The organism is Pseudoalteromonas luteoviolacea (assembly GCF_021654285.1).
GTDB classification, from domain to species: Bacteria; Pseudomonadota; Gammaproteobacteria; order Enterobacterales; family Alteromonadaceae; genus Pseudoalteromonas; species Pseudoalteromonas luteoviolacea_J.
Genome location: NZ_JAKFZS010000004.1, coordinates 109,401 through 134,315, shown reverse-complemented (window position 1 = coordinate 134,315; position 24,915 = coordinate 109,401). Strand labels below are relative to the sequence as shown.

At 43.0% G+C, this 24,915-nt stretch carries 23 protein-coding genes; 2 read left to right on the top strand and 21 right to left on the bottom strand.

Going from position 1 to position 24,915, the window contains the following annotated elements:
* Positions 1–31 precede the first annotated feature (31 nt).
* From L1077_RS04735 to L1077_RS04675, 13 genes are all read right to left on the bottom strand, one after another.
* Entirely contained in the window at positions 32–748 is a 717-nt protein-coding gene (locus tag L1077_RS04735) for a hypothetical protein (RefSeq protein WP_237135803.1), read from the bottom strand.
* Positions 745–1,464, bottom strand: coding sequence for an SDR family NAD(P)-dependent oxidoreductase (locus L1077_RS04730; RefSeq protein WP_237135802.1), 720 nt, complete (start codon positions 1,462–1,464; stop codon positions 745–747). Before L1077_RS04730 ends, L1077_RS04735 begins: the two co-directional genes overlap by 4 nt.
* Complete coding sequence (gene fabZ / locus L1077_RS04725) at positions 1,457–1,876, bottom strand: 3-hydroxyacyl-ACP dehydratase FabZ (protein ID WP_237135801.1); 420 nt, start codon at positions 1,874–1,876, stop codon at positions 1,457–1,459. Before fabZ ends, L1077_RS04730 begins: the two co-directional genes overlap by 8 nt.
* Positions 1,873–2,973, bottom strand: a complete 1,101-nt coding sequence (locus L1077_RS04720) for an ABC transporter permease (RefSeq protein WP_237135800.1) — start codon at positions 2,971–2,973, stop codon at positions 1,873–1,875. The genes fabZ and L1077_RS04720 overlap by 4 nt, the downstream gene beginning before the upstream one ends.
* On the bottom strand, positions 2,966–3,739 hold the full coding sequence (locus L1077_RS04715; RefSeq protein WP_237135799.1) for an ABC transporter ATP-binding protein: 774 nt from the start codon (positions 3,737–3,739) through the stop codon (positions 2,966–2,968). Before L1077_RS04715 ends, L1077_RS04720 begins: the two co-directional genes overlap by 8 nt.
* A gap of 2 nt (positions 3,740–3,741) precedes the next feature.
* Positions 3,742–5,979, bottom strand: a complete 2,238-nt coding sequence (locus tag L1077_RS04710) for a beta-ketoacyl-[acyl-carrier-protein] synthase family protein (RefSeq protein ID WP_237135798.1) — start codon at positions 5,977–5,979, stop codon at positions 3,742–3,744.
* Positions 5,966–7,501: a hypothetical protein gene (locus L1077_RS04705; RefSeq protein ID WP_237135797.1), complete on the bottom strand. Its 1,536-nt coding sequence runs from the start codon at positions 7,499–7,501 to the stop codon at positions 5,966–5,968. Before L1077_RS04705 ends, L1077_RS04710 begins: the two co-directional genes overlap by 14 nt.
* Positions 7,498–7,977 carry a MaoC family dehydratase gene (locus tag L1077_RS04700; protein WP_237135796.1) on the bottom strand — a complete coding sequence of 160 codons (480 nt, stop codon included), beginning with the start codon at positions 7,975–7,977 and terminating at the stop codon, positions 7,498–7,500. The genes L1077_RS04705 and L1077_RS04700 overlap by 4 nt, the downstream gene beginning before the upstream one ends.
* A 14-nt stretch (positions 7,978–7,991) precedes the next feature.
* Positions 7,992–8,264, bottom strand: a complete 273-nt coding sequence (locus tag L1077_RS04695) for a phosphopantetheine-binding protein (RefSeq protein ID WP_039607946.1) — start codon at positions 8,262–8,264, stop codon at positions 7,992–7,994.
* Positions 8,265–8,304: 40 nt separating this feature from the next.
* Positions 8,305–9,924: an HAL/PAL/TAL family ammonia-lyase gene (locus tag L1077_RS04690; protein WP_237135795.1), complete on the bottom strand. Its 1,620-nt coding sequence runs from the start codon at positions 9,922–9,924 to the stop codon at positions 8,305–8,307.
* A 1,201-nt stretch (positions 9,925–11,125) separates the two neighbouring features.
* Positions 11,126–11,797, bottom strand: a complete 672-nt coding sequence (locus L1077_RS04685) for a DUF799 domain-containing protein (protein ID WP_237135794.1) — start codon at positions 11,795–11,797, stop codon at positions 11,126–11,128.
* 1 nt (position 11,798) lies between these two features.
* Positions 11,799–12,143: a DUF4810 domain-containing protein gene (locus tag L1077_RS04680; RefSeq protein ID WP_237135793.1), complete on the bottom strand. Its 345-nt coding sequence runs from the start codon at positions 12,141–12,143 to the stop codon at positions 11,799–11,801.
* Between the two features lie 14 nt (positions 12,144–12,157).
* Positions 12,158–12,838 (bottom strand): CsgG/HfaB family protein, encoded by a 681-nt coding sequence (locus L1077_RS04675; protein ID WP_239032891.1) that lies wholly within the window; start codon positions 12,836–12,838, stop codon positions 12,158–12,160.
* 369 nt (positions 12,839–13,207) lie between these two features.
* Between L1077_RS04675 and L1077_RS04670 the strand changes: the two genes are divergently transcribed.
* Positions 13,208–14,092: a pirin family protein gene (locus L1077_RS04670; protein ID WP_237135792.1), complete on the top strand. Its 885-nt coding sequence runs from the start codon at positions 13,208–13,210 to the stop codon at positions 14,090–14,092.
* 32 nt (positions 14,093–14,124) lie between these two features.
* The gene (locus tag L1077_RS04665; protein ID WP_237135791.1) at positions 14,125–15,336 is read left to right on the top strand and encodes a bifunctional alpha/beta hydrolase/OsmC family protein; all 1,212 of its coding nucleotides are present in this window, start codon (positions 14,125–14,127) and stop codon (positions 15,334–15,336) included.
* A gap of 73 nt (positions 15,337–15,409) precedes the next feature.
* On the opposite strand, the gene L1077_RS04660 is transcribed toward L1077_RS04665, so the two are convergent.
* The 8 genes from L1077_RS04660 to L1077_RS04625 form a co-directional block, all read right to left on the bottom strand.
* On the bottom strand, positions 15,410–17,464 hold the full coding sequence (locus L1077_RS04660; protein ID WP_237135790.1) for a S9 family peptidase: 2,055 nt from the start codon (positions 17,462–17,464) through the stop codon (positions 15,410–15,412).
* Positions 17,465–17,695: 231 nt separating this feature from the next.
* Positions 17,696–18,229 carry a sel1 repeat family protein gene (locus L1077_RS04655; RefSeq protein WP_237135789.1) on the bottom strand — a complete coding sequence of 178 codons (534 nt, stop codon included), beginning with the start codon at positions 18,227–18,229 and terminating at the stop codon, positions 17,696–17,698.
* Between the two features lie 246 nt (positions 18,230–18,475).
* Positions 18,476–19,237 carry an SDR family oxidoreductase gene (locus L1077_RS04650; protein ID WP_237135788.1) on the bottom strand — a complete coding sequence of 254 codons (762 nt, stop codon included), beginning with the start codon at positions 19,235–19,237 and terminating at the stop codon, positions 18,476–18,478.
* Positions 19,238–19,261: 24 nt separating this feature from the next.
* On the bottom strand, positions 19,262–20,152 hold the full coding sequence (mmsB, locus tag L1077_RS04645; RefSeq protein WP_237135787.1) for a 3-hydroxyisobutyrate dehydrogenase: 891 nt from the start codon (positions 20,150–20,152) through the stop codon (positions 19,262–19,264).
* Between the two features lie 10 nt (positions 20,153–20,162).
* Complete coding sequence (locus L1077_RS04640) at positions 20,163–21,302, bottom strand: enoyl-CoA hydratase/isomerase family protein (RefSeq protein WP_237135786.1); 1,140 nt, start codon at positions 21,300–21,302, stop codon at positions 20,163–20,165.
* Complete coding sequence (locus tag L1077_RS04635; RefSeq protein ID WP_237135785.1) at positions 21,302–22,078, bottom strand: enoyl-CoA hydratase; 777 nt, start codon at positions 22,076–22,078, stop codon at positions 21,302–21,304. Before L1077_RS04635 ends, L1077_RS04640 begins: the two co-directional genes overlap by 1 nt.
* Before the next feature lie 11 nt (positions 22,079–22,089).
* The gene (locus L1077_RS04630; RefSeq protein ID WP_046357796.1) at positions 22,090–23,247 is read right to left on the bottom strand and encodes an acyl-CoA dehydrogenase family protein; all 1,158 of its coding nucleotides are present in this window, start codon (positions 23,245–23,247) and stop codon (positions 22,090–22,092) included.
* Positions 23,248–23,375: 128 nt separating this feature from the next.
* Positions 23,376–24,866, bottom strand: a complete 1,491-nt coding sequence (locus L1077_RS04625) for a CoA-acylating methylmalonate-semialdehyde dehydrogenase (protein WP_039607936.1) — start codon at positions 24,864–24,866, stop codon at positions 23,376–23,378.
* Positions 24,867–24,915: the final 49 nt, after the last annotated feature.

Genomic DNA, 24,915 nt, shown 5'->3' with positions numbered 1-24,915 from the left:
GGCTCATATGCGTATACTCAATGTTGAATTGTTAAACGGATATTTCTGTGCTCGGGCGCATGGTCATACACTGCCCTGTCATCATGTTGTTGTAGTGTGAAAAGTGCGCGATAAACTCGATAAACTCCTGCTGCAAAAACACAGTTGGTCGCATACCGAATACTGAACGCTTTAGTGCACGGCGCATTTTCTTTCGCTCAGCTTCATCTTTTGCTAAATAAGGGATCACAGCACTGTTAATGAATACGGTATCACTCGTCAGCTCTCTGGCTAAGGTTTTCATAAATGCATTCAAAGCATGGTTGGCCACTGAATTCACTTCTTGCCCGAGATAACTCAAACTGTCCGAATACAGAGGGAAAACAATGTTTGCGCCCACCTCTTTCACAAACGACGCCAGACTTTGATAAATTAAAAAAGTATTATCTAAGTAGGTTGTTATGTGCGCCAAGCAACTCGCATCTGTGAACAGCGCCTGCTCATTTGCGCACTGCACGCCTTGGATAACAACCAGTGGCTGTCCATTATCGAGCATGCCTTTTTCGGTCAATAGCAACTGAATATCAGGTTCATCTTGCGCTTTGATTTCAGCCTGTGACAAGCTGGGTAGTGACACATTTTGCGATTGAAATTGCGCTGAGGGCGCTATCAAAATCACATTGACGTTTGCACTGACGTAGTGATCAACCACCGCTTGATCAAACTCACTTTCTGCTTGTACCAATAATAAAGATTGCGCCGCACTCATATTAAAAACCCTCCGTCCAGATGGATGACTTCTCCATTTTGATAATTTGGCGCATCTGATGTGAGGTGCAATACCGTGCGTGCAACTTCACTACACTGCCCCATGCGTCTAACACTGGTACAGTCGATAATAGGCGCAACAATAGACTGCTCTGCGCTGTCCACCATTTGTGTTTCAATCAAACCTGGTGCGACGGCATTACACAAAATATTGTCTTTTCCATACTCACGCGCAATGGTTCTGGTCATACCGATGATCGCGCCTTTAGACGTGGCATAGTTAATTTGCCCTTCACGCCCGACCACGCCACTTTTTGAGACCATATTGATAATGCGACCAAATTGCTGCGCTTTAAAAATCGGCAGCACCTGTTGGCATAAATTAAACGTGCCTGTTAAATTCGTCGTCAGTACTTTTTGCCAATCTTCTAGGGCCATCAGCTGTATCAGGCTATCGTGATTAATTCCTGCGTTATTAACCAAAATATCAATGCGTTCATCTCGCGCTTTAATGGTCGCAATGCTATCTAACACAAAACCACTGTCAGATATTGACCCCTGTAACCACATAAAATTAGGGTTAGATTGCAATTCACTTGGCACACTTGAGCGTGCAATCCCATAGACTTTTGCTCCTTCTGCCAGATACTGCTGACATATTTCCAGCCCTATACCTTTGGAGCAGCCGCTCACAATCACGACTTTCTCTTTAAACATCCTTTTCTCCTATTTGATCTAAGTATCGAATGGCGATCCGTGCACTCGCAACTTGTTCATCATTAACCCAAGCTGCAACCTTAAACTTCACCAGCTCGCCCAATGCGATCTCTACCATAGCGCGAATTTCTAAAACTTGGCCAGGTAAAACAGGCGTGAGAAACTTGACCTTATCAATGCCAGCGATAACCCCTTTCGATTTGCCAGTAATGCATAGACCACTGGCTTGAGCCATCGCCTCGACAATCAATACACCAGGAAACACAGGTTCATCTGGGAAGTGCCCCTCTAAACAAGGTTCGTTATAGCCAATAAACTTTTGCGCGATAATAGACTCGTTTGGCTGTACCTCGATGACTTTATCAACAAACTTAAATGGCGGTTTATGCGGTAAATTATCCGGTGAAATCATTTTTCATCTCCCCAGTCGAATAAAAAGTAAATCATCACTAAAAGCACCACGGTAAACCCTGCTAGGGTTTGCACTTGCACAGAGACATCTGCAAGCGATGCCCCTTGATTAGCCGTTAGTCTAAATGCATCTAAAAATGCCGTAGACGGTAACCACTGAACGATGTTTTGAATCGTCTGTGGGAAGTTGGAAGTGTCAAAATAAATCCCAGATAAAAACATCAATGGGAAATACAGCAAGTTAGAGATACCCGTGGCCACTTCCACTTTTTGGCTACGCGCACCAACCAGCACACCGATTAAGCACAGGACGACAGAGCCCAATAACAGCACGGTTAAAATACTTAACCAATTGCCAAGGGGCTGATAGCCAAACAAAAAGTAGAAAGTCGCAAACAGCGCAACCAGCTGGAATATCAATAAAAACACTCTGGCGAAAACAATCCCAATCACATAATCTAAGCGGCTAAACGGAGATAACTTCAAGCGTTTAAAAAAGCCCTGCTGACGGTCTGAAACCAATCCATTTGAAATAGAGGTGATACCAATACCGATGATCTGCAGCACAATGATGCCGGGGATCAGCCAGTCAATGTACCTAAACCCTTGAAGGTCAATCACCCCATCCAGATAAGGCTTACGGGCTTGGTCTTGAAGTGCCATGACATGGCTAAAAGCAATCGCTTGCTCATGACTGTTGCGTGTTGAAAACAAACCGCTAGGCGTCAAAATCAGCACATCACCATGATTTGAAAGAATCGAAGATAACCCTTCACCCGGAGACACTTCCGATCTTGGCTCAGCAAAATGCGCATTGATCCGTGCGATCAACGCGGCATCTTCAATGTTGAGTATGCTGACCTTGTTATCTTTCTCAATGGCTTGATACCACTCAGCGTCGATTTTTTCCTGTTCAATGACAACCACATTCACTTCTGCCATCGGCTTCTCACCTGAGAAGGCTTGTACTAATAGCAACGCCATAAAAATGGGGAAGCCAAAAGTCCAAAACAAGGTGGCAGGCTCGCGGAAAAACGGTCGGATATTAAGCAGCATGAGCTGCCAAAATGGCTTTCTTGTCAGTACATTACTAGGCATGACTTGTTTCCTGCTTGAGAATATCGTGGCCAGTGAGTTTTAAAAACACATCATTGAGCGTGGCTTTGCGCGGCTCTCTGATAACCGGATCGGTAAACGTGCGGTGGATAATGGCATCAGGCGTACCTGACTCAATAATTTTGCCCTGCTCGATGATAAGTAGCTCATCACACAGATAATCGGCCTCATCCATATAATGTGTGGTGAGAATGACCGTCATGCCCTCTTCTTTGAGCGATTTGATGATCTCCCAAAAGCTCTGGCGGCTGGTTGGATCAAGACCCGTGGTGGGCTCATCTAAAAAAATCAGTTCAGGTTTGCCCACTATGGTCATGGCTAAAAAAACACGCTGCTTTTGACCACCACTGAGGCTGTCTAGCCATGCATTGGCTTTGTCAGTTAAGCCAAAGCGCTCTATCAGCTCATCGACATCCATCGGATCTTTGTAAAAGCTGGCAAATAAACGGACAGCTTCTTTTACTTTGGTTCTGCCGTACAAATTATTGGACTGCAACAGTCCGCCGATTTTCATGCGGATCTGCTTTTCATTGTCCTTCCAATCCATGCCAAACAAGCTGACTTTGCCAGATGTTGGTTTTTTCAGACCTTGTAATATTTCCAATGTGGTTGACTTACCCGCCCCGTTTGGACCGAGTAATCCAAAGCATTGCCCCTTTTTAACTTGGAAAGATAACCCCTTTAAAACAAGCGTATTATTCTTGTTATAAGACTTCTTTAAGTCTGCTACATCAATGACCGCTGACATCTCTATTTCCCTTTTACTGTCGACACCAAACATGTCGTTGCACTGAGCTGTGTATTCACACTCATTACCAATACGGACTCTGGTTTACTGGTATTTTGCAGTGCCACGTCACGGCCCATAAACATGCGTCCGTTCAGTGCACAGGTGGCAAGGCTAATTGCGTCAAGACTTTGGCACGCAATGCCCGATTCTTTATACGCTCTGCCATTAATCACTTGAGTAGTTGAAAACTGCGCTTGTAGCGCATTTGAAATCGCCTCAAATTGTTCAGCGTTAACCATAGAAAGGACTATCAAATCTGGTTTTGCTGCAAGTTGTGTAAGCGCTGCACAGTCCCACTGTAGGTTTTCTTCATCAAATACCCAACGACCGGCATTGAAATCACTCACTTGGGCAAGTGCTCGACTCGCACGCGGGTCTTGTTCATTGACCGCGACCAGTGCATTGGCTGAACTTGCCAACCTGCGCTCATCCACTTGCATTTGCTGCCAAACTAAATCAGATGTGTCGCTCTTGTCTTCTGCGCTACACACCAAAGCACAGGCAATTTTGTCTTCACTTAAATCCATGAATGCATGCCACAGTGCGTGCATACCTTCATTGCCTAAGTCGCTAAAATTGGCAGAACAGCCTTTTAAATCAAATGCCAAAGCGAGATTTCCAAGCGGCGCATTGAGCACGGTATCTGGAAATAAAGTACTCTTAACTCCTGTCGGACCATATTCTTGTAAGTCAGACAGATTACGTTGCTGTACTTGAGATGCCCCCAAAGTAGTGCCGAAGTACGCACCCATCGGCGGCTTTTCAGCATCACTGTAATCCACATCCGCACCGCTAAAGGCAAGGTATGACGCGCCAATGGCATATTGACCTATGGTACTCATGCGACGACGATATAGTTTTGCTTGGAAAGGCTTTAAGGCAAATTCTTCCTCATAGCTAAGCAAAGGTTGATCCGCACCATTGCTATAACCACCTTGCTCAGCAATGCCCCCGTGGCCAAGGATATAAACCTTCTTACCCTCAGCCTTAGGAATGGCTGAAACAGATTTACGTGCTAGCATGGTGGTATTGTGGCCGCCAAACGCCGAATTAGTTGCGCCGATGCACTCAACCTTGTGATCTATCAGTCCATTCACAACGATATGGTGACCTTGGCAGTCTTCGCGAATGTCATCACCATTTAATGTCGAAGGCAGTTGCCCGTTGTCGATAGCGACCAGTGCAGAAATAAATTCAATGGCTCCCGCTGCGCCTAATGTATGACCAAAATAAGACTTGGAACTTGATACTGGGATAGATGCTTTATCCTGTGGGTTTAGCGCAGCGAAAATACCTTTTAGTTCAGCACCGTCATTGGCGGGTGTACCAGTCCCGTGGGTGTTGACGTAATCTAGATCTTCAGGATTCACATCACTTGAGCGCAAAGCACTTTCAAATGAGCGTCTTACACCAGCCCCCTGCGGCTCAGGTGCGGTCGCATGATATGCATCTAGACTTGAGGCTGTGCCCGCCAATTGCATGATGCTCGGTTGATTTCGAGCCTCGGCATGCTTGTGATTCTCTAACACAAGGAAGCCTGCGCCCTCGCCTAGGCTTAAACCCATTTTTACGTCATAAGGAGAGCAAACCTCCGGCGCAACCGACTGCAAAGAGTGAAAGCCGGCATAAATTGTTTTCGCCAAGGCGTCGGTGCCACCGGCTATCACAATATCAACCACATCATGGTCTAAAAGCTGTTTTGCAAAGCCCAGTGCGCTGCTACTCGATGTACATGCACTGGTAAAGGTTAGTACAGGGCCTAGTACGCCAAAGTGTTTAGCTATGTTGTCACTTTGCTTGTGCGCTGGGTACTCCAAAAGACCGTCATGCTGATTCTCCATGATGCCCTTTTCAAGCTTCTCCATACCCGTATTTGCGTTGCCGACACACAGTGCGACACGTTTGTTTGCTAAGGTATGACGTGAGATATTTGCAGTACTCAGTGCTTCTTCTATCGCTTCAATGGCAAATAGGGTTGAAAAATCAGGTAAATCAGTTTGTTTATCTTGATATTTTTCTCGTACTGAGCGAACAATACCTGCAATATCGCTCGGCAAGCCAGTCACGTCAAAACAGCTTAGTGGTGCAACTCCTGAGCGTTGTGATTGCATTGAGTTATATAACTCCTGTGCATTGTCTCCACACGACGAAATTACACCGTATCCGGTTATCACAACTTGTGATTTACACTCTGGCATTTCTTACTTTCTCCTGTAAACCCTGCAATGTCACTTTGCCCATTGCATTGGTAGGTAACTCATCAATGAATTCTATTTTGGGGATGGGTAAATCTTGGAATAACGCTCTGACTTCATCTGTGATGTCAAAATGTGAGGATCCTTTGGCAACAAAAGCTATCAGCTCTCCGCCGCGCACATTGTCTGCTTGCTCGATGAAATACACCCGCAAAGCATGCCCTGAAAACAACTGAGATAGCTTGTCTTCGATGGCCTTCAACGAGTAGCGTTTGCCCTTGAACTTAAATACGCTGTCCTTTCGGCCCAGATGTACAATTTGGTTGTTAGCGAGTATTTCAATCTTGTCATCTAGCGGCGCACATTCGACTCCCAAAGGTAGGAAGTCAGAATAAATCAGATATTCACCACCCGATGGTTGCAAACTAACGGTAGGCAGTAGCTGGTACGTTTGAATATGGTCTTGACCTATCATGCGATAAGCAATGGCACCTGTTTCGGTGCTACCAAGCACGTCAATGCCTTGCAGATCTGGGAGCTTGCTTTGAACTAGCTCAGCAAATTGTGTATCCCTTTGCTCACCAAACTTGCCACCCGAATTGACGATGTAGCGATATTGAGCCGTCAAAGCACCTGACAAGTTTCGCCAAATGCTTGGCACACTCACCGCCATGACATGATTGACCGCCTCAGGCACAGGCCTTAGTAACGTATTTGATTGATACATCACAGGGGTCTCAAGCTTAAGTGGCAACAAAAAGCTCCAAATAAACCCGTACATGTGTACAGGTGACACATAGGCATCTATTAAATCAAGGACACTAAAATCAAATAAAGTCGTCAGCTCCTCTACCTCTTGCACCATGCTCGCTAACGATTTTTCAATGCGCACAGGCACACCTGTGCTGCCTGAAGTTTCAAAAACAATGACAGCCTCTTGCTGCAAAGACGCTAACTGCTGATAAATAGACTTTGAGTCCAACAACGACAGCTCAACCTGCTTTGATGACAATTGCGTAAAACTCACCGTGTTTTCACCTTGAGGCTGTGCACTCATCAGCGGTTTATAACCACTTAGTACCGCCGCAACCGCGACCATCATCATTTTGACGGGATCCGTATCTAATACTCTCAGTGGCTTAGTTTTATCAAGCCCAGTGCTTTGCAGTGCTGTGATTAATTGCGCAATATGCTGCTTAAACTCAACATCGCTATAACGATTGCCATCAGAGGAGTAAAACAGTGCACTGTTCGTGTTTGCACTTTTAGTCTCTTTTGCCACTATAGTCCGAGTCACAATACTGCGAACAGTATGCCTGCCCTCATAGTCGGCATTATTAAACACAACGCCAAATTTACGCTGACAATCAGCGTAAATTTGTAGTAAATCGACTGAATCAAGAAATAAAGGACTACCCAATAAATCATCATCATCTGATAGCTGCGCTATTTCTGACTCTTCAAGTTCAACCGAGATTACGATTTGTCGACGTACCTGATTGATTAAGCCTTCAAAATCCTTCATTCAGTTACCAATTCCTGTAATTCAATTGCTGCAACGCGTTTTTTGAACGATGCTTTAGGCGGCACGGCTTCGACCTCACCACTGCAAATCAGCGTTTTATTCTGATTTACAATGGCAATGGCCAATCGCACATGCCGGTTTGGTAATTTTTCAGACACTTTGACTTGCGCATAAATGGTGTCACCGATATACAAAGGTGCATGATGGCTTACGGTCATATTCGTCACCATAGAGCCCACACCTGGCAACTGCATACCAATAACTTGCGCAATCATGGCTGGCGCTATCCCTGCGTGGGCTATTCTGCCTGCTAACCCCATTTGCTCTGCAAATACAGCGTCTACATGCAACGGGTTAAAATCCCCAGTGATCCCAGCAAAGCTATATACATCTGCCTCAGAGATAGTTTTTGAATGTACCGCACTATCTCCTTCATTTATTTCCCTATACGTTTTTCCAGCCGTGTAAAGAGTCATAATTACCTCAACTTTTATGCTGCTAATTGCTCAGAAATAAATTCGCTTAACGTATGAATTGACGACATTTTTTGCTGTACAAGTTCGCTTGGAAACTCTTTAAACTTCAGGCCATACTTTTTTTCTACCGCTGAAACCAAGTCTAAAAGTTCAATGCTGTCTAAATCTAAACCAGCACCGACTAGCTCCGCGTGCTCATCGATTTCTTCCAGTGAGTCAGCCACTTCAAGCTCTTCAATTAAGATGTCAGTTTTAATAAAGGTGATGATGTCTTGTGTACTATTCATTGTTCTTCCTTAGCTTATAAAAAGTGAATTAAATCAGTATCTAGTCGAATAAAAAGGCAACCATTTCTTCGATTTCACCATCCAGCGCTCGGTCTTGGATGACAGGTGAGAAAGTTTCAGCAAGTGAATCAAAGAAGGGACGAGATAAGCTATTGAGCTTCTCTGCAGATTGGTCTTTATCAAGCACATAGTAAGCCTGACGAATTGCCATCGCTTGAATTGCAATCACTGACTTCACCAAAGATAAAATGGTTTTCAAATCACGGGCTGCAATGGTGCCCATGCTCACGATGTCTTGGTTTAGGGCTTCAGTCGTGCGGGAGAAAACCGACATAGGGCCAGACTGCTTAAGCGCTTCTGCAACCAATGCCGATGCGCTGATCTGCATCGCTTTAAAGCCGTGGTTGATCCACGCTTTGTCACCTAAGTCGTCAACAGCCACTAGGTTGTTTGGAATGCCACCGTTTAATCTGTCATCAACAAGAATACCCAACTCTCGCTCTAACAATGCGCCCATATTGGCTACTTGTGGTTTAAGTGCATCACAAATTGCAGCAACATGACCACCATAGAAGTGACCTGCGTTGAGAATTAAATCACTTTCATGGTCAATTAATGGGTTGTCATTTACTGAGTTGATTTCTACCTGAAGCACTGATTTTGCCCAGTTCAACGTATCTACCAAAGAACCTAGCACTTGTGGAGAACAGCGAATTGAGTAGCTATCTTGCAAGCGGAACTTCTCTTTTAGACCATGTTCAATCACTTGGTCATCCGTTCTTTGTCTGCGTCCCAATCTTTGTTCTGGGTTAGACAAACGTTTGTAAATTAAATCAGCACAATACCTTTGACCTTGATGTGGCTTTAATTCGTGCACTTTAGGGTGGAATGGTGATGCTCTGCCATCGATAAGCTCTACAAACAACGCAATTAACTTACATGAGATGTCAATTGCTGTATCAATCTCATTGATGGTATTAGCAGCAATGGCACTCATCACAGACGTCCCGTTCATAATTGCCAAGCCTTCTTTGGCTTTTAATTCATAGGGTGCAATGTTGAGTTCTTCCAATACTTCAGAAGTAGGTCTAATCTCACCTTGGTAATACACATTTCTTTGTCCATTTAATGCAGCACCAATGTATGAAAGTGGTGTTAAATCACCGCTAGCACCAACAGAACCTTTCGCTGGTATTGCTGGGAATATATTGTGTTGTAAAAATAGCTCCATTTGCTTGAGCAACTCCCAACTCACGCCTGAGTAACCTCTTGCATTACAATTTAAGCGGATCAAAAGCGTGACGGCGCAGTCGCGCTCACTCAAGTATTCACCTACACCACAACCGTGATAGGCCATTAAATTCTTTTGCAACTCTTGTGACATCACAGGCGAAATACGATTACTGGCCGAATTCCCGAATCCGGTTGTTACACCATATATGTCATCCCTATCAGAAATACGCTGATCTATATATCTGCGATTATTCTCAATGAGTGATTTGTGAACCTCTCCATTCAACTGCACTTTTGGATAATTTTCCTTGATAAACTTTTTAATATCCTCAAGCGTTAGTTGGCTTATTAAGTCTATATCTAATGTTGATACTACTTTACTTTCAGACTCAACTTTTGATTCTGAAAAAGAGAGATCATTACTCATTTTTCTTGCTTCCTTTAACGATTTAAAAAACGGTCATTTTTAATTTATATTTAGACTTTATAATCAAGTTAAATATAAATAACACATACATAATAGGCATTATAAATAAACTGCCTTATGTCGACTTTAAGTCACTCACTTAGTTCGTTACTGATCTTGCTCAACTGTAAAACAACTTTCTGTAACTGAACTCACCCACCCAAAAGCGTGTGTGTCATTTTTTACACCATTACATTTAATCAATCAATAGTACCCACAAGAATTACACCAAGTACATTTATTGCTATAAACTTTTACAAAATAGTGGATAAAACGACCTCACTTAACAAAAAACATACAATGGGCATGAAGGAATGATTTACCAATAAATACGATAAAAGAGAAAGGTTAAGCTGAGATCTTTCCATACAAGCAAGTCAGAAAAACCTGATTTATAGATTAATTATTACAAGAAAGTTTAAAATAGAAGACATTAAGAAAGTAATAGCAAATTAATTAAAATATGTTTGACATTTTAACTAGCCTTATAAATAAAGTCATAAAGCGAACTTTAGAATATATACTCAATTTAAAACCCAACTAAAAAAACCAACCTGTACCTATAATGGTTAATTTATTATGTTATTTATATGAATACATGTCATTGAATATAAATAAAGACAGTGACTATGCTAAACATAATTTTATATTTTTATGAATTGATACTTTTTTGTGCAAACATTTCCATTTTTACAAGTAACCATTTAAGGTACATTAACCAAATCCTCGTTTAAAATGCCGTTTTTATCAACAATTAAGTTTTAATGACGAGTAAAAAAAGCAAAACATAGACTTGTTTCTTCTAACGAAATAGTAGAACTCAATACAAAAAAGCATTTCTATGACCTCTGCCTTGGTGTTATTTTGCTATGCCTTTCCCACAAAACTTCGATTGTGGCTAAGTTAAAAAACAAAGAATTCATATGGCTAAATAAGAATACACTTACTGGAATGAATTTAAGGTAGATTTGAGTAAATGTAAGTTCCAGCTGCACTGAGCTTCATGATATTCAACGCAGGTAGGGTGAATCGGTGTTTAGTAAGGGTTAAAAATAATCTAAGCATTTTACATATGGGCATAAAAAAGGGCCTCCACTATCTTGGAAGCCCTCAAAATCGTAGCATTTGGATAACTAACTATGAGTGTATCGAAATGATCAAATTAATTTGCTTTCTCACTCGTAGCTGGCTCGCCATACTTTAGGGAACGAGGTCCATGAAGTAGACCGTTGTGAACCTCTGATGAAAGTAATCGATGCGAAGCAATTCTAGCAATATCAAAGCCAGCATCAAATGCGCTTTCAACAATTTGGTTCACTGCCGCTTCGACTAACATACCCACTAGTCCATGACCACCACTGCTGCGTGTTTCTGCAGATGAAGCTCTTGCGGCATGTTCCCACAGTAAATTACCCGTTTTAAGATCAACCAGTTTCGCAGATACTGAAACTACAGTATCACTGCTCAGCACCACATAGCTTGTACCATACTCTTCAATTGACACATAAAGTGCTGTATCTGCACCAAATATTTCTTGTAACTTTGTTGTTGGTAACGCGTGTGCATCAGTCGCAACAGTAATACCGTTATTTCTAAATGTCTGCTCAACAACAGCTACAGGAAAAACATAGAATCCGGACTCAGCAATTGGCTGAGACATTTGCGATAACAAACTGTACGGAGCAATTACCTCTGGTGAATTATTTAAAGGAGGTAAAATCACAACAGAGCGTGGATCTGAGTTTCTAAACTCTGAATAATCATGTGGTTCAGGTGAGCTGACACAACCACTTAGCAAAGTTAGCATAGCTAAAATAAACAAGCCCTTTTTCATGTTACGATCCCTTTGCCGAGTTTAGTAGAAAATCAATGTATTGTGCTGACTCTGGAAAAAGTGACTTTTCCGTCTCGAAATGCTGTACGCCTAACTCAGAATTGCCTGACTCAAAATAGAGCATCCCCAAATGTGCGTGCACACCAGGTGCAACCGGTTTGCTTTTACCTGAGGCCTGTTGAATAATTTGCTCAAGAGATGAAATTTGCTCAGAAATGTCCTTCTCATCAGCTTTAAAATAGTTATATACAACCTCACTATACTCGCCATGGTAAAATAGAGGCTCTTTTGTTTTACAACCAGTTAGGGCTGCAGCGGCAGCAACAGCAATAAGTAACTTCTTCATACTACTTTGGGACCTTAAATCTTCCAAGCACCAGATTCGATGCCATTTACTAATTTATTTACTACTTGACGAATAGCAAGATCTAACACCTTGCCATTAAGTGTTGCGTCATAACTTGCCGTGCTTCCAAAGCCAACAACCTCACGTTGAGATAGGCTATATTCACCTGCACCTTGTACTGTATAAATAACTTCCGAAGTTGTAATATCAACTACATTTAAAGTTACTTTTGCATAAGCAATTTGTGACTTACCGCGGCCTAAAATACCAAAAAGCTGCTTATCACCAATTGCCTTGCGACCAAATTCAGTTACGTCACCAGTAATGACAAATCGAGCACCAGCAATCTTCTGTTGTGCACCAGAATAATTCGCTTCTGTTGCTAACATATCCATATTATCTCTGTCTAATACAGAGAATCTGTTCGTTTGCTGCAAGTGGCTCATTAAAGTTGTTTTTGCTTGGCTTCCTAGGCGATCCTGACCCGAAGAAAAAATACCATTTTGAAAGCTTGATCTATTTACAAATTTACCAACCGCAATTTTACTCTTTACACCAGAGTATTGGGTGTTGTAACTATCAACCTTTGGGGTTTCAATAACTTTTGATGAAGTAGTTGCGCACCCAGCAAGCGTGCCAGTGACTAAAGCGGCTAAGAATAAAGGCCGTACAAGCGTTTTTTTATTTTTTATCATTTAGCTTCCCTATGCTAGAAAGATGTATTACTGGAATAAAGTGCCCACGAAGATAGAATATAAAATTCTTAAATTCCATGCTTTTACACTTACATTAGTAATTTTAACCTAAATGTACCTAAAATTACAATATTCAGACAAAAACATATAAGTATTCATAATCTTAAACCCTACAATTACAACCTCTATCGCTTACCACCTCATGATCAGCGATAAATGCGTCAAAACATGCTTAGAGAGTGTGCGTAGCAATCATAGAACAAAACACTCTATAAAACCGAACAACTCGTCCTTATTTTTAAGTTTTACGTCATGGCGCTTTGAAACTAGTATCAAACTAAACATGCAATATGATTGGAGTTTCATTCTGTGGCGCAAATACTCAAAGCAACCACCCACGACATTGGCGGCTTGACAGTTAGTCGGCTACTGCCACATATGAAAAAGCGCATGGTCGGCCCGTTTATCTTTTTTGACCATATGGGCCCGACCCACTTTCCAGCTGGCCAAGGGATTGAAGTTCAACCTCACCCTCATATCGGCTTATCCACATTAACTTACTTGTTTGAAGGGCGCATCCTGCACCGTGACTCTTTAGGAAACAAATTAGAGATAACCCCAGGTGACGTTAATTGGATGGCAGCAGGGAGCGGCATTGTGCACTCAGAAAGAGAGAGCTTTGAGGTTAGAGGGGGTGAGCATGCCACCAATGGCTTGCAATCATGGATTGCTCTGCCAGAACAATACTCTGATATCGACCCAAGCTTTGAACACATAGGCCGACATGATCTGCCGCAGACCACATATAATGGCGTCATGAAAAGGGTTATTGCTGGCGAGGCTTATGGCCTTAAGTCCCCAATAACAACCTATTCAGAGATGTTTTATGTGGATGTAATTGCTCCACTACAACGTACAATCACAGTGCCCAACCCAGATCAAGAAACGGCTTTATATGTGATTTTTGGTGAAGTGACCATCTCTGGCACACCCTACTTGCCGGGACAATTAGTACTCTTAAAGCAAGAGGAGACACATATAACGACCACCAAAGCTACTCGCCTGATCTTATTGGGCGGCGATAAATGGGAAAAGGTACCTTATATACACTGGAATTTTGTCTCCTTCAGTAAAGAGCGAATAGAGCAAGCCAAACATGATTGGCGTGAAGGCAACTTTCCGTCCATACCCGATGATGACCGTGAATTTGTTCCGCTGCCAGCAGGCAAACCAAAAGCTCAGCCACTGCGCTAACAATCTAGCTTTGATTAATTTGAGGAAAGGTAATGAGAGAAAAAATTGAATTTGTCAGTAATGGAAACACACTTGCAGGGCTGCTGGAGCGTCCGACTCAGCATATCAAAGCAGTCGCGCTATTTGCACATTGCTTTACTTGCGGTAAAGACATTGCGGCAGCTTCTCGTATTTCAAGAGCCTTGGTTAAGCATGGTTATGCAGTGCTGCGCTTCGACTTTACTGGCCTTGGTAATAGCGATGGAGACTTTGCCAATAGTAACTTTTCATCAAATCTAGAAGATTTATATGCAGCAGCAGACTATTTGCGCCAAAACCTGCACGCACCGCAATTGCTTATTGGGCACAGTTTGGGCGGCGCAGCGGTGTTAGCGGCGGCGGATCAAGTTGAAGAGGTTAAAGCGGTCGTTACCATTGGCGCACCTGCAAACGCCAAACATGTCGCACACAACTTTTCAGCTCAAATTGAGCAGATAAAGCAAACTGGTGAAGCTCAGGTTCAACTCGGTAGACGTACTTTTAACATCAAAAAACAGTTTTTAGACGATTTAGATACCCATAGTAAGACACAACACACGTTAAAGAATAAAGCACTACTTGTTATGCACAGCCCTATTGATGACGTGGTTAGCATTGAACAAGCAGAAGCGATTTATATAGCAGCCAAGCACCCAAAAAGCTTTATTTCTTTAGACAATGCAGATCATCTATTGAGCAGAGCACAGGATGCTGAATACGCTGCCACGGCAATTTCTGGCTGGGCCAGTAAATACATTGTTCCACACCCTGAAACCGCAGCTGACCCCGTTGAAAGTGGCCACCTTGTTGTCAGCGAGAAAGACCATAAATTTACCTTAAATGTTGTCAGTGATAGTCACAGCTGGCTGGCTGATGAACCAACCCAAGTTGGCGGAAAAAACCTCGGCCCCGATCCTTATGAGCATTTGCTAGCGGCTTTGGGTACGTGCACAGTGATGACAATGCGCATGTATGCGACCCATAAAAACTTGCCACTCAAGCACATAAAAGTGACGTTACAGCATCAAAAAAACCATCATCAAGACTGTGACACCTGTGAGCAAAAAGACAGTTATGCGGAACTTATCACTCGCAAAGTTGAGATCGAAGGTAATTTGACACCAGAGCAAGAGCAAAGGCTGTTGGCCATTGCCGATAAATGTCCCGTGCATAAAACGTTGCATAATCACATCGAGGTCAATACACAGCTAGTCAATGATGCCTAATAGGTTTGGATAATAGATTTGGACACTCACTCTGGCGATGCAATGTGCATCGCCAAGTGAATATTGCAGCAATTTATTTATCTTCAAGCCTACCTTTGTACTTATCGAACCACCATAAGATATATTCTAACTTTTGTTGCAGGTACGAAGGTCTTGCTGTTAGCGCGTGGCTCATATGTGGCATTCGCACCATGGCTGTATCAACATCCTGTAACTTTAATGCTTGATAAAACTGCTCTGTTTCAGAGATGGGCGTGCGATAGTCTGCCTCTCCGGTGATCAATAAGCTCGGTGTTTTGATGTTATTCATATACGTGATGGGTGAGTGCTTAAGATAATGCTCTGTGTTTTCCCACGGCTTTCCATTAAACCAGTACTTTGGAAACATTGGATAAAAATCAGAGGTCAGCACAAAGCTATATAGGTTAACCGCCGGCTTCATAATCGCAGCAGCTGCAAACTGCTGTGTTTTACCCAACATCCAGGTGCCAATCATACCACCGCCAGAGCCGCCCATAATGTATTGCCTTGTTTCATCAATAAAGCCACGTTTAATCAAAGCGTCAATACCACTGATCAAATCTTCATGCTCATGATTAGGAAAGTTATTATGGATCAACTGAGCAAATTCATTGCCATACGAGTCGCTGCCTCTTGGGTTCATGTAAAGCACAACATACCCACGGGCCGCCAACATTTGCAGCTCAGCAGTAAAATGCGGACCGTAGTTCGCCATAGGGCCGCCATGTATTTCCAATACCAATGGATACTTTTTAGATTTATCGAAATTAGGCGGATAGATCACCCAACCATGAATATGCTTATCATCATATTTTGATTTACTCCACAGCGCTTCCACTTGACCAAGCGTCACAGTATCTAAAAATTTACCATTAAAATCGCTGAGTGTGCTGATCTTGCCCTCGCGCAACACAGCCAATTCTGGCGGCCTTTGAGTATTGGCAACAGGAAATGCAACCATACCATTACTCGCCACATCAAACTCTCCTCCAGCGTATGGTCGACCAGAAGTCATGTTACCGAGCCTGTCAGTCAGCACTTTGAAATCACCAGCTAAACCGCTATAACCTAACTGCGTCTTTCCCTGATCATCATAACTGAAATAGATGCCAGCACTATCGTGTCGCCACTGCAAACGCGCCACACTTCTATCGAGCCCTGCAGTTAAAACAGACACTTTACCTGTCTTCAAGTCTTTTACATGCAACTCTTTATTTTGATAAATCATGCCATTGTCATCATAACCCGTATAGGCAAGGTATCGGCCATCAGGGGATACGGTCGGCATGTCATCGGGGCCATCACGCTCAACAACGCTTGTTATTGCATGGTTTTTTAAATCTAGATAATGTATATCGGTATTAAAGTGTGAAAACTCAGGATTGGCATAACGCTTTGCAGAAAAATAAATACCTCCCCCATCCTGTGCAAAGCTGATTCTTCCGCCATGACTGTGCTCGCCTTTTGTCAGCTGCTGAGGTGCGCCCGCAGTAGCTGATTGTAGAAAAATTTGGCTCGCTCCCGGCCTCAAATACCCCGCCCCATTTAAACGATACCGGTTCGACTCAATCAGTTTTGGCGCTGGGGCCCAGTTGGCATTATCTGGTTTGCCCTTCAATGGGATAGGTAGCGCCTTTGGCTGCTCAACAAACATGGTAAAAGCAACCGTTTGATTATCTGGTGACCATACAAGATTACTTGGCATACTCGGGTACCATGATGAGTGATGAATATTACCCGTTTGAGTATCTTTAAAATTAATACGTGCTCTGCCGTCTGTGACTGAAACAAAAGCCAATATATTTTGATTGGGGCTTAATACTGGTGCAAAGCTCGCATCCGATTGAATATCGATAGGTTGAAATTTTTCTGTAGCCTGATGATAAACCCAAACATGGCTAGTTTTTTGGTCATTGACTCTATCAAACTGATTTTTAACGAAGTAAATATCATTGCTTACATTTGAGACATCTACCTGATCGACATATTTAAGTTCAAAGTAGTCTTCAGGTTGCAAATACTGTTCATTGGCTGCTTGCACAACATCAGTATTCAACACACAGGTTGCTGCAACCCATATAGTTGCAATTACATTGGTTTTTTTCATAGTTATTCCTCCTGTGTTTTCTTTGTATAACGACCAAAAACATCTAGCCAGTGAACAAACCCTTTTATCAGAAAACAGTCAGGAGAAATAAAAATTAAAAGACTATAAAACAAAAATTTAAGCCACATTAAAAATGTAGGCCAAAGTGTAAGCACGTCATCATGACGTCAAATTTAAGTAGAATAATCAACCGCGGTGACTTCTAGAAACACCATGGTTGACCAAACCATATTAGTCGAGGTTAAGTTGCGTTTCGTGCAGATCCAGCGGATAAACTGTAGATATTTTATCTTCTTTGGTACATTTTACGGCAATCTTATTTGACCCTACCGTGGTGGAATTTCGGCAAGTAACGAATTGCGCTTTCATACCAAACCTACGTTTATAGTCAGCAACCACTTTGTCTATTTGCTGTTGCATCTGAGGGGTTGCTTTCGCGTAGAGTACATCATAGAAATTGACCCACTCTTCAATACCTGACTCCGCAGCGACACCTAACCAGCCCATACCAATTAATGTTGATTGCTCGACGTGCTGGCCTTTTAAAAACATAAATGCCAAATAATACTGTGCATCTTTATAACCCCATGTAGCGAGTTCGCCAAGCGCCTCAAATGCCTCGGGATATGCTTTTTGATGATAGAGCTTAATGCCCTTTTTTTCTTGCTTATGGATGGCGTCAATATCTTTAATGATGGCGCGATTAGATTGGCACCCAGGGAGTAGCGTGATCAATACAACAAGAAGAAGTAACTTATGAATCATAATTAAAACCCAACCAATTTGGCTACAACACTTATAATTTGAGCAAGAGTAACTGGTTGCGATTAAAAGCGCAAAAGAGAATAAGGTGTAAAATTGAGGGGTTTGAACTAAAAAAGCGGCGGGACACACCCCCACCGCTTTATTCAACACACTCTCTTCTTTCGAAGATAAAGGAACATAAGTATGCGAATACTTTGAATATTAACGATATTTTATTACAAAACAACGAAAATATTCGATATTTTTTTAAAGTCGAATACCACCGTCAATTTCGACGACACGACCGGTAAAGAACTCATTTTCAATAATATATTGCGCAGTATGGGCAATTTCTCGTGCTTCACCCAAACGGCCTACTGGCTTCATTTTAACCAAGCGGTCTTTTGCTTCTGGCTTCATCGCATCCGTCATCTTAGTACGAATAACACCTGGCGCAATAGCGCCGACACGAATACCATAACGACCTAGCTCTTTTGCCCATGTTGTCGTCATTGCCACAACACCAGCTTTTGCAGCTGAGTAATTAGTTTGGCCAATGTTACCAGCACGTGCCACACTCGACATGTTAATAATCACGCCACCTTGATCTGCCTCAATCATTTTTACAGCCGCTTCACGACCACATAGGAACACACCTGTAAGATTGACATCCATCAGTGATTGGAACTGATCAAGCGACATTTTATTAATCACTTCGCCTTCTTTGACTTTAACAAATAAGCCATCACGTAAAATACCCGCATTGTTGATAAGCACAGATAGCGAGCCAAAGTCTTGTACAATTTTATCAAATACTTCTTCTACGTTGCTTTCAATACTGACATTTGCAACGTAAGTTCTAACGGTTACATCAAATTGGCTAAGCTCTTCAACTGCAGCATGCAACACTTCTTCTTGCATGTCTACAAGTGCAAGGTTTGCACCTAAGCTTGCCATTTTATGTGCCATAGCAAGACCTAAGCCTTGCGCGCCCCCAGTAATAACAACCGTTTTATTTTCTACATTCATAATTAAATTTTAAACCTTTACATTTTAAGACTTTTCAGAGAAAAGTTTAAATATCGCACTAAAATCTTCCGACCCTTTGCCTTGATTTTGCATCAGGTTATACAGATTTTTCGCCAGTGCGCCCATTGGGGTGGCTGAATTTGTCTGCTGAGCGGCCTGCATTGCAAGTCCTAAGTCTTTTGCCATCAAATCCACCATGAAACCCGGTTTGTACTCATTTGAAGAAGGCACATTGTCCAGTACATTCGGGCATGGGTTATACACTTCAAGTGTCCAATTGCGCCCAGAGCTATTGAGCATGATTTCGCTCAATACTTTGGGATCTAAGCCGTGATCTACACCCATTTGGAGTGCTTCGCTGGTCCCTGCCATTAAAATTGACAGCAGCATATTATTACAAATTTTTGCGACCTGCCCGGCACCTATGTCCCCAGCATGATAGATATTTTTACCCATATCTTTCAACACTGTGTGCGCTTTGGCAAATTCTTCGTCGCGTCCACCAACAATGAAAGTCAACGTCCCAGCAGCGGCTCCTGCCACACCCCCAGACACTGGTGCATCAACAAAAGACACGCCCGCATTTGCCAGTGTTTTACCAACAAACTGAGCAGACTCTGCATCTATTGTCGAACAGTCAATAACCAGTGCCGACTTACTAAGGTAGTTGATTAATCCATCTTCGCCAGTATAAATTGAGCGAACATGTTTGCCCGCAGGCAGCATGCTGATCACAAAGTCTGCACCTGCGCAGGTATCAGATACTTTCTTAGCAGCGCTTGCGCCTTGCTCAACTAATTGATTTACCACTTCTTCATTTAAATCAAATACAGTGACATCATGACCTGCTTTGACTAAATTCGCAGCCATTGGGCCACCCATATTACCTAGGCCAATAAATCCAACTTTTGCCATCTTTATTTCCTTACATACTTGCTAATGGGTGGTTTTCATCATCCCACTTTGGTACAAAAAAGCCGTCAACCACCTTACTATCAACCTCAGCAATTGATTTAAAGCGCCAATTTGGCTTGCCGTCTTTATCTATTAACAGTGCACGCACACCTTCTTGAAATTCACCAACCTCACCACAGTGAACGGACATACTAAGTTCTTGTGAAAAACAGGCTTTTAACGATTGACCAGCAAGGCGTTTAAGTTGCTCACTGACCAGCACGGCACTTAAAGGTGAACCATGCTTTAAACCTGCTTGTGCCTTGCTAAGCCACTTATTATCGCTGCTATCCATTGACAAAATATGGTCAACCTGTGCGGCTAAACCAGTGTGTTCCACTAACTTCTTAATGTCTTTTTCCAGTGGCTTTATTGCACTGTTCGGCAATGAATGTGCGCCCTCCTCTATCGATAATAGAAGCTGCGTCAACTTATCATGGTTGAGCACATTCGTTTTGCCCCAGTTCACTTCACTTAAGTTATGAAGCAAAATATCAAAATGATCTGCATTGATGAAATGATCAGCTAATCCGACAAACTTTGCATCATTGGCATTCACAGAGGCGCCTGTTAAACCTAAAAATAGACCAACACCTTCTGGCATTTTGTTGAGGAAATACGAGCCACCTACATCAGGATATAAACCTATGGTAATTTCAGGCATCGCAATACGAGATGTCTCAGTAACTACACGGTGACTTGCACCAGCCATTAGACCAAGGCCGCCACCCATAATGATACCGTTACCCCATAAAAGGATAGGCTTGTCATAATTATGGATTTGATAATCTAGGCGGTACTCTTCGCTAAAGAAGGTTTCCAAGTAATTATTGTCGTCGTCAGCAGCCATCGCTTTGTACAGACTAACAACATCACCACCTGCACAAAATGCCTTTTCGCCAGCGCCTTTAAGCACGACCATGGCGATGCTGTCATCTGCCGACCACTCGCTTAACTGCGGCGCAAGTAAACGAATCATATCTAAGTTAAGCGCATTCAACGCTTTTGGCGCATTTAAGGTCGCAACTGCGACCTTCATGTCGTTATTACAGTGCGCCAATTGGAACACGACTGGCGCGTCTTCTTGGTTTAGTAACTGTAATTCAACCATTAGCCATTCACCCAATTTGCTTTGCGTTTCTCTAAGAATGCGTTCACGCCTTCTTTTTGATCTTGTGTATCAAATAATGTTACGAACAATTCGCGCTCAAGCGGCAATGCACTGTCAATCGTGCCTGTACGACCTTTTTGAATAAGTGACTTACATGCTGTAACCGCAACAGGGCTTTGATCTTCCACTTTTGTAGCAAGTGCCAGCGCAGCTTCTAAAGCTTGACCCTGCTCTACCACTTCTTCAACTAAGCCAATCTTCTCTGCTTTGTCAGCTTTGAGGCGCTCACCGCATAAAATCATACGCTTCGCCCAACCTTCACCAACCAGCCAAGACAGGTTTTGTGTGCCACCCGCACAAGGAAGCAGACCAACCTTTGCTTCAGGCAGTGCCATTTGAGCTTGTGCTTCAGCAATACGAATATCACACGCCAACGCCACCTCTAAACCGCCGCCCATTGCAAAGCCATTAATGGCCGCAATTGATACACCACGGAAGTTGCTCAGTGTTTCGAATGCTTCACCAAAGACACGCGACATATCGGCAGCAACGCCTTTGTCACCATCTGCAAATACATTTAAATCAGCACCCGCTGAGAAGAACTTCTCACCTTCGCCGGTAATGACCAACGAGTAGATTTCTTTATCCGCGTTTAATTCGTTTACCAGCTCTTTTAAGCCAACCAGCGTGTCACGTGTCCACGTGTTTGCAGGTGGATTAGACATAGTAACTATTGCAATGTGACCACGTTTTTCAAGTTTTAATTGTGCAGACATTTATTTGCTCCTTATAAAACGCTTGCAGCGCCTTCGGCTAAAATTCGACGGGCAATGATCACACGCATGATCTCGTTTGTGCCCTCTAAGATTTGGTGAACGCGCACATCACGTAAATGGCGCTCAAGTGGGTATTCTTTGATATAACCATAACCACCGTGGATCTGCAGTGCATCATCACACACCTTTGTGCCTACATCTGTCGCAAAACGTTTTGCCATCGCACAGTAAGTGGTTTTCTCCGGGTCATTGCTATCTAGTTTAAACGCTGCCAAGCGAACCATTTGGCGCGCAGCAACCAGCTCAGTGTTCATGTCAGCAATTTTAAATTGCAGTGCTTGGAATGCAGCCAAAGGTTTTCCAAACTGCTGACGTTCTTGCATATACTCTTTTGCTGTATTCAGTGCTTGCTGCGCAGTACCAATAGAGCATGTGGCAATATTGATACGACCACCATCAAGGCCTTGCATTGCAAATTTAAAGCCTTCGCCTTCTTTACCCATCAGGTTGGCAGCTGGAATTCTGACATCTTCAAAGGTAATTAAACGTGTTGGCTGTGCATTCCAGCCCATTTTCTCTTCGGCTTTACCATAAATAACGCCTGCCGCATCCGCTGGGACAACAAATGCTGAGATCCCTTTAGGGCCTTCTTCGCCAGTACGTGCCATGACAACTAACACGTCCGTCTCACCTGCACCAGAGATAAACATTTTTGAGCCATTTAAGACATATTCATCACCTTCAAGCACCGCTTTGGTTTTAAGTGACGCCGCATCAGAACCTGAACCAGGTTCCGTTAAGCAGTAAGATGCTAATAATTCCCCCATTACCAGCTGGTCCATATATTGGCTCTTTACCGCATCGGTACCAAAACTGGCGATCATCCAAGTTGCCATGTTATGGATAGTCAACATCGCTGTCGTCGCGGTACAGCCCATAGACAGCTGCTCAAAGATAATGCTTGAATCTAGGCGAGATAGACCTAAGCCACCCGCTTCTTCTGGTGTGTATAAACCGCAAAAACCCAACTCACCCGCTTGTTTAATTACATCTTTAGGAAAAATATGCTCCTGATCCCAGCGCGCAGCATTTGGCGCAAGTTCAGTCATAGCGAATTGGTAAGCGGTTTCGGCGAATGCCTGTTGATCTTCATTCAGATTAAAGTCCATAAAAGACCTCTCTTGTTGTCGTATCAAGCGATTTTCATCACTTGTTTTTATTCTTGTTGCACCTGATCTGCGTCAGGCGGTACTACTAAAAGCCCAGCATAGGTACTGGGCTTTGGAAATATATTGGATTAACGTAAGTTAATGCTCATATTAGGGCCGGTTACCGCTTCATCAGCAAACCAGCGAGATGTGATAGTCTTCGTCTCTGTGTAGAAACGAACACCTTGTTTACCATACGTGTGCACATCACCGTAGAAAGAGTTTTTCCACCCCGTGAATGAGAAGAAAGGAAGTGGCACAGGAATAGGAATATTAATACCCACCTGACCTACTTGAATTTCTTGTTGGAATTTACGAGCAGCAGCGCCGCTTGCTGTGAATAACGATACACCGTTACCATATGGGCTGTTATTAACCAGCGTGATTGCCTCTTCAAGCGTATCAACAAACACACAATTTAATACTGGACCAAAGATCTCTTCTTTGTAAATGTCCATGTCTGTTGTCACATTGGTAAATAGTGTTGGGCCTACCCAGTTACCGTTTTCATAACCTTCAACGGTAAAGTTAGAGCCATCAAGTAAACAAGTTGCACCTTGCTCTTTGCCCGATTCAATCAAAGACAGAATACGCGCTTTTGCTGCTGCTGACGTTTGTGGGCCATACGCAGCTTCCGGATCATTCCACACACCCGGACGCACTTTTTCAAGGCCCGCTTTTAAGTCATCAACCCATTCTTGTGATTTGCCGACAAATACAGCAACTGAAATACCCATACAACGCTGGCCAGCAGCACCCACTGATGCACCAACAAGGTTATTAATTGTTTGCTCTTTGCTCGCATCAGGCATAATTACCATATGGTTCTTAGCACCTACACAAGCTTGGACGCGTTTAAGGTTTTCCGTGCCTTTACTATAAATGTATTGACCAACACCACACGAACCAACAAATGAGACCGCACGGATCTCTGGAGCTTCTAAAATCTGGTCAACTTGATCTTTGCCACCATGCACAACCTGTAACACCCCTTTTGGCGCACCGGCTTCTTCGAATAATTCTACTAGGCGCATTGGTGTTAGTGGGTCTTGCTCTGATGGTTTTAGTACAAATGTGTTTCCGCATACAATCGCCATTGGGAACATCCAAAGTGGGATCATTGCAGGAAAGTTAAATGGCGTGATACCCGCACATACACCAAGCGGTTGAATGTATGAATATGTATCAATGTTACGTGCTACATTTTCAACGGTTTCACCCATCATCATAGCTGGCGCATTAGCTGCTTGTTCAACTACTTCAATACCGCGCCAAACATCGCCTTTGGCATCTTCGAATGTTTTGCCAAGCTCATGACAAATGATGGTTGCGATTTCTTCTTGGTGCTCTTTTAATAATGCAGCATAACGCATCATGATACGTGCACGCTCAGGTACAGGGACATTCTTCCAAGTTTGGAACGCCTCTTGTGCTGAATTAATAGCTGCTTGTACTTCTTGTGACGTAGCGCAAGGTACCTGTGCAAGGACTTCTTGATTTGCTGGATTAACAACGTCTAACCATTTGTCAGACTGCGACTGTGTGAATTCACCGTTGATGTATAGTGGTACCTGGTGCATTTTGCACTCCTCCCCAAAAAAACTGAAAGTAGCGCCGCGTTAGAAATTA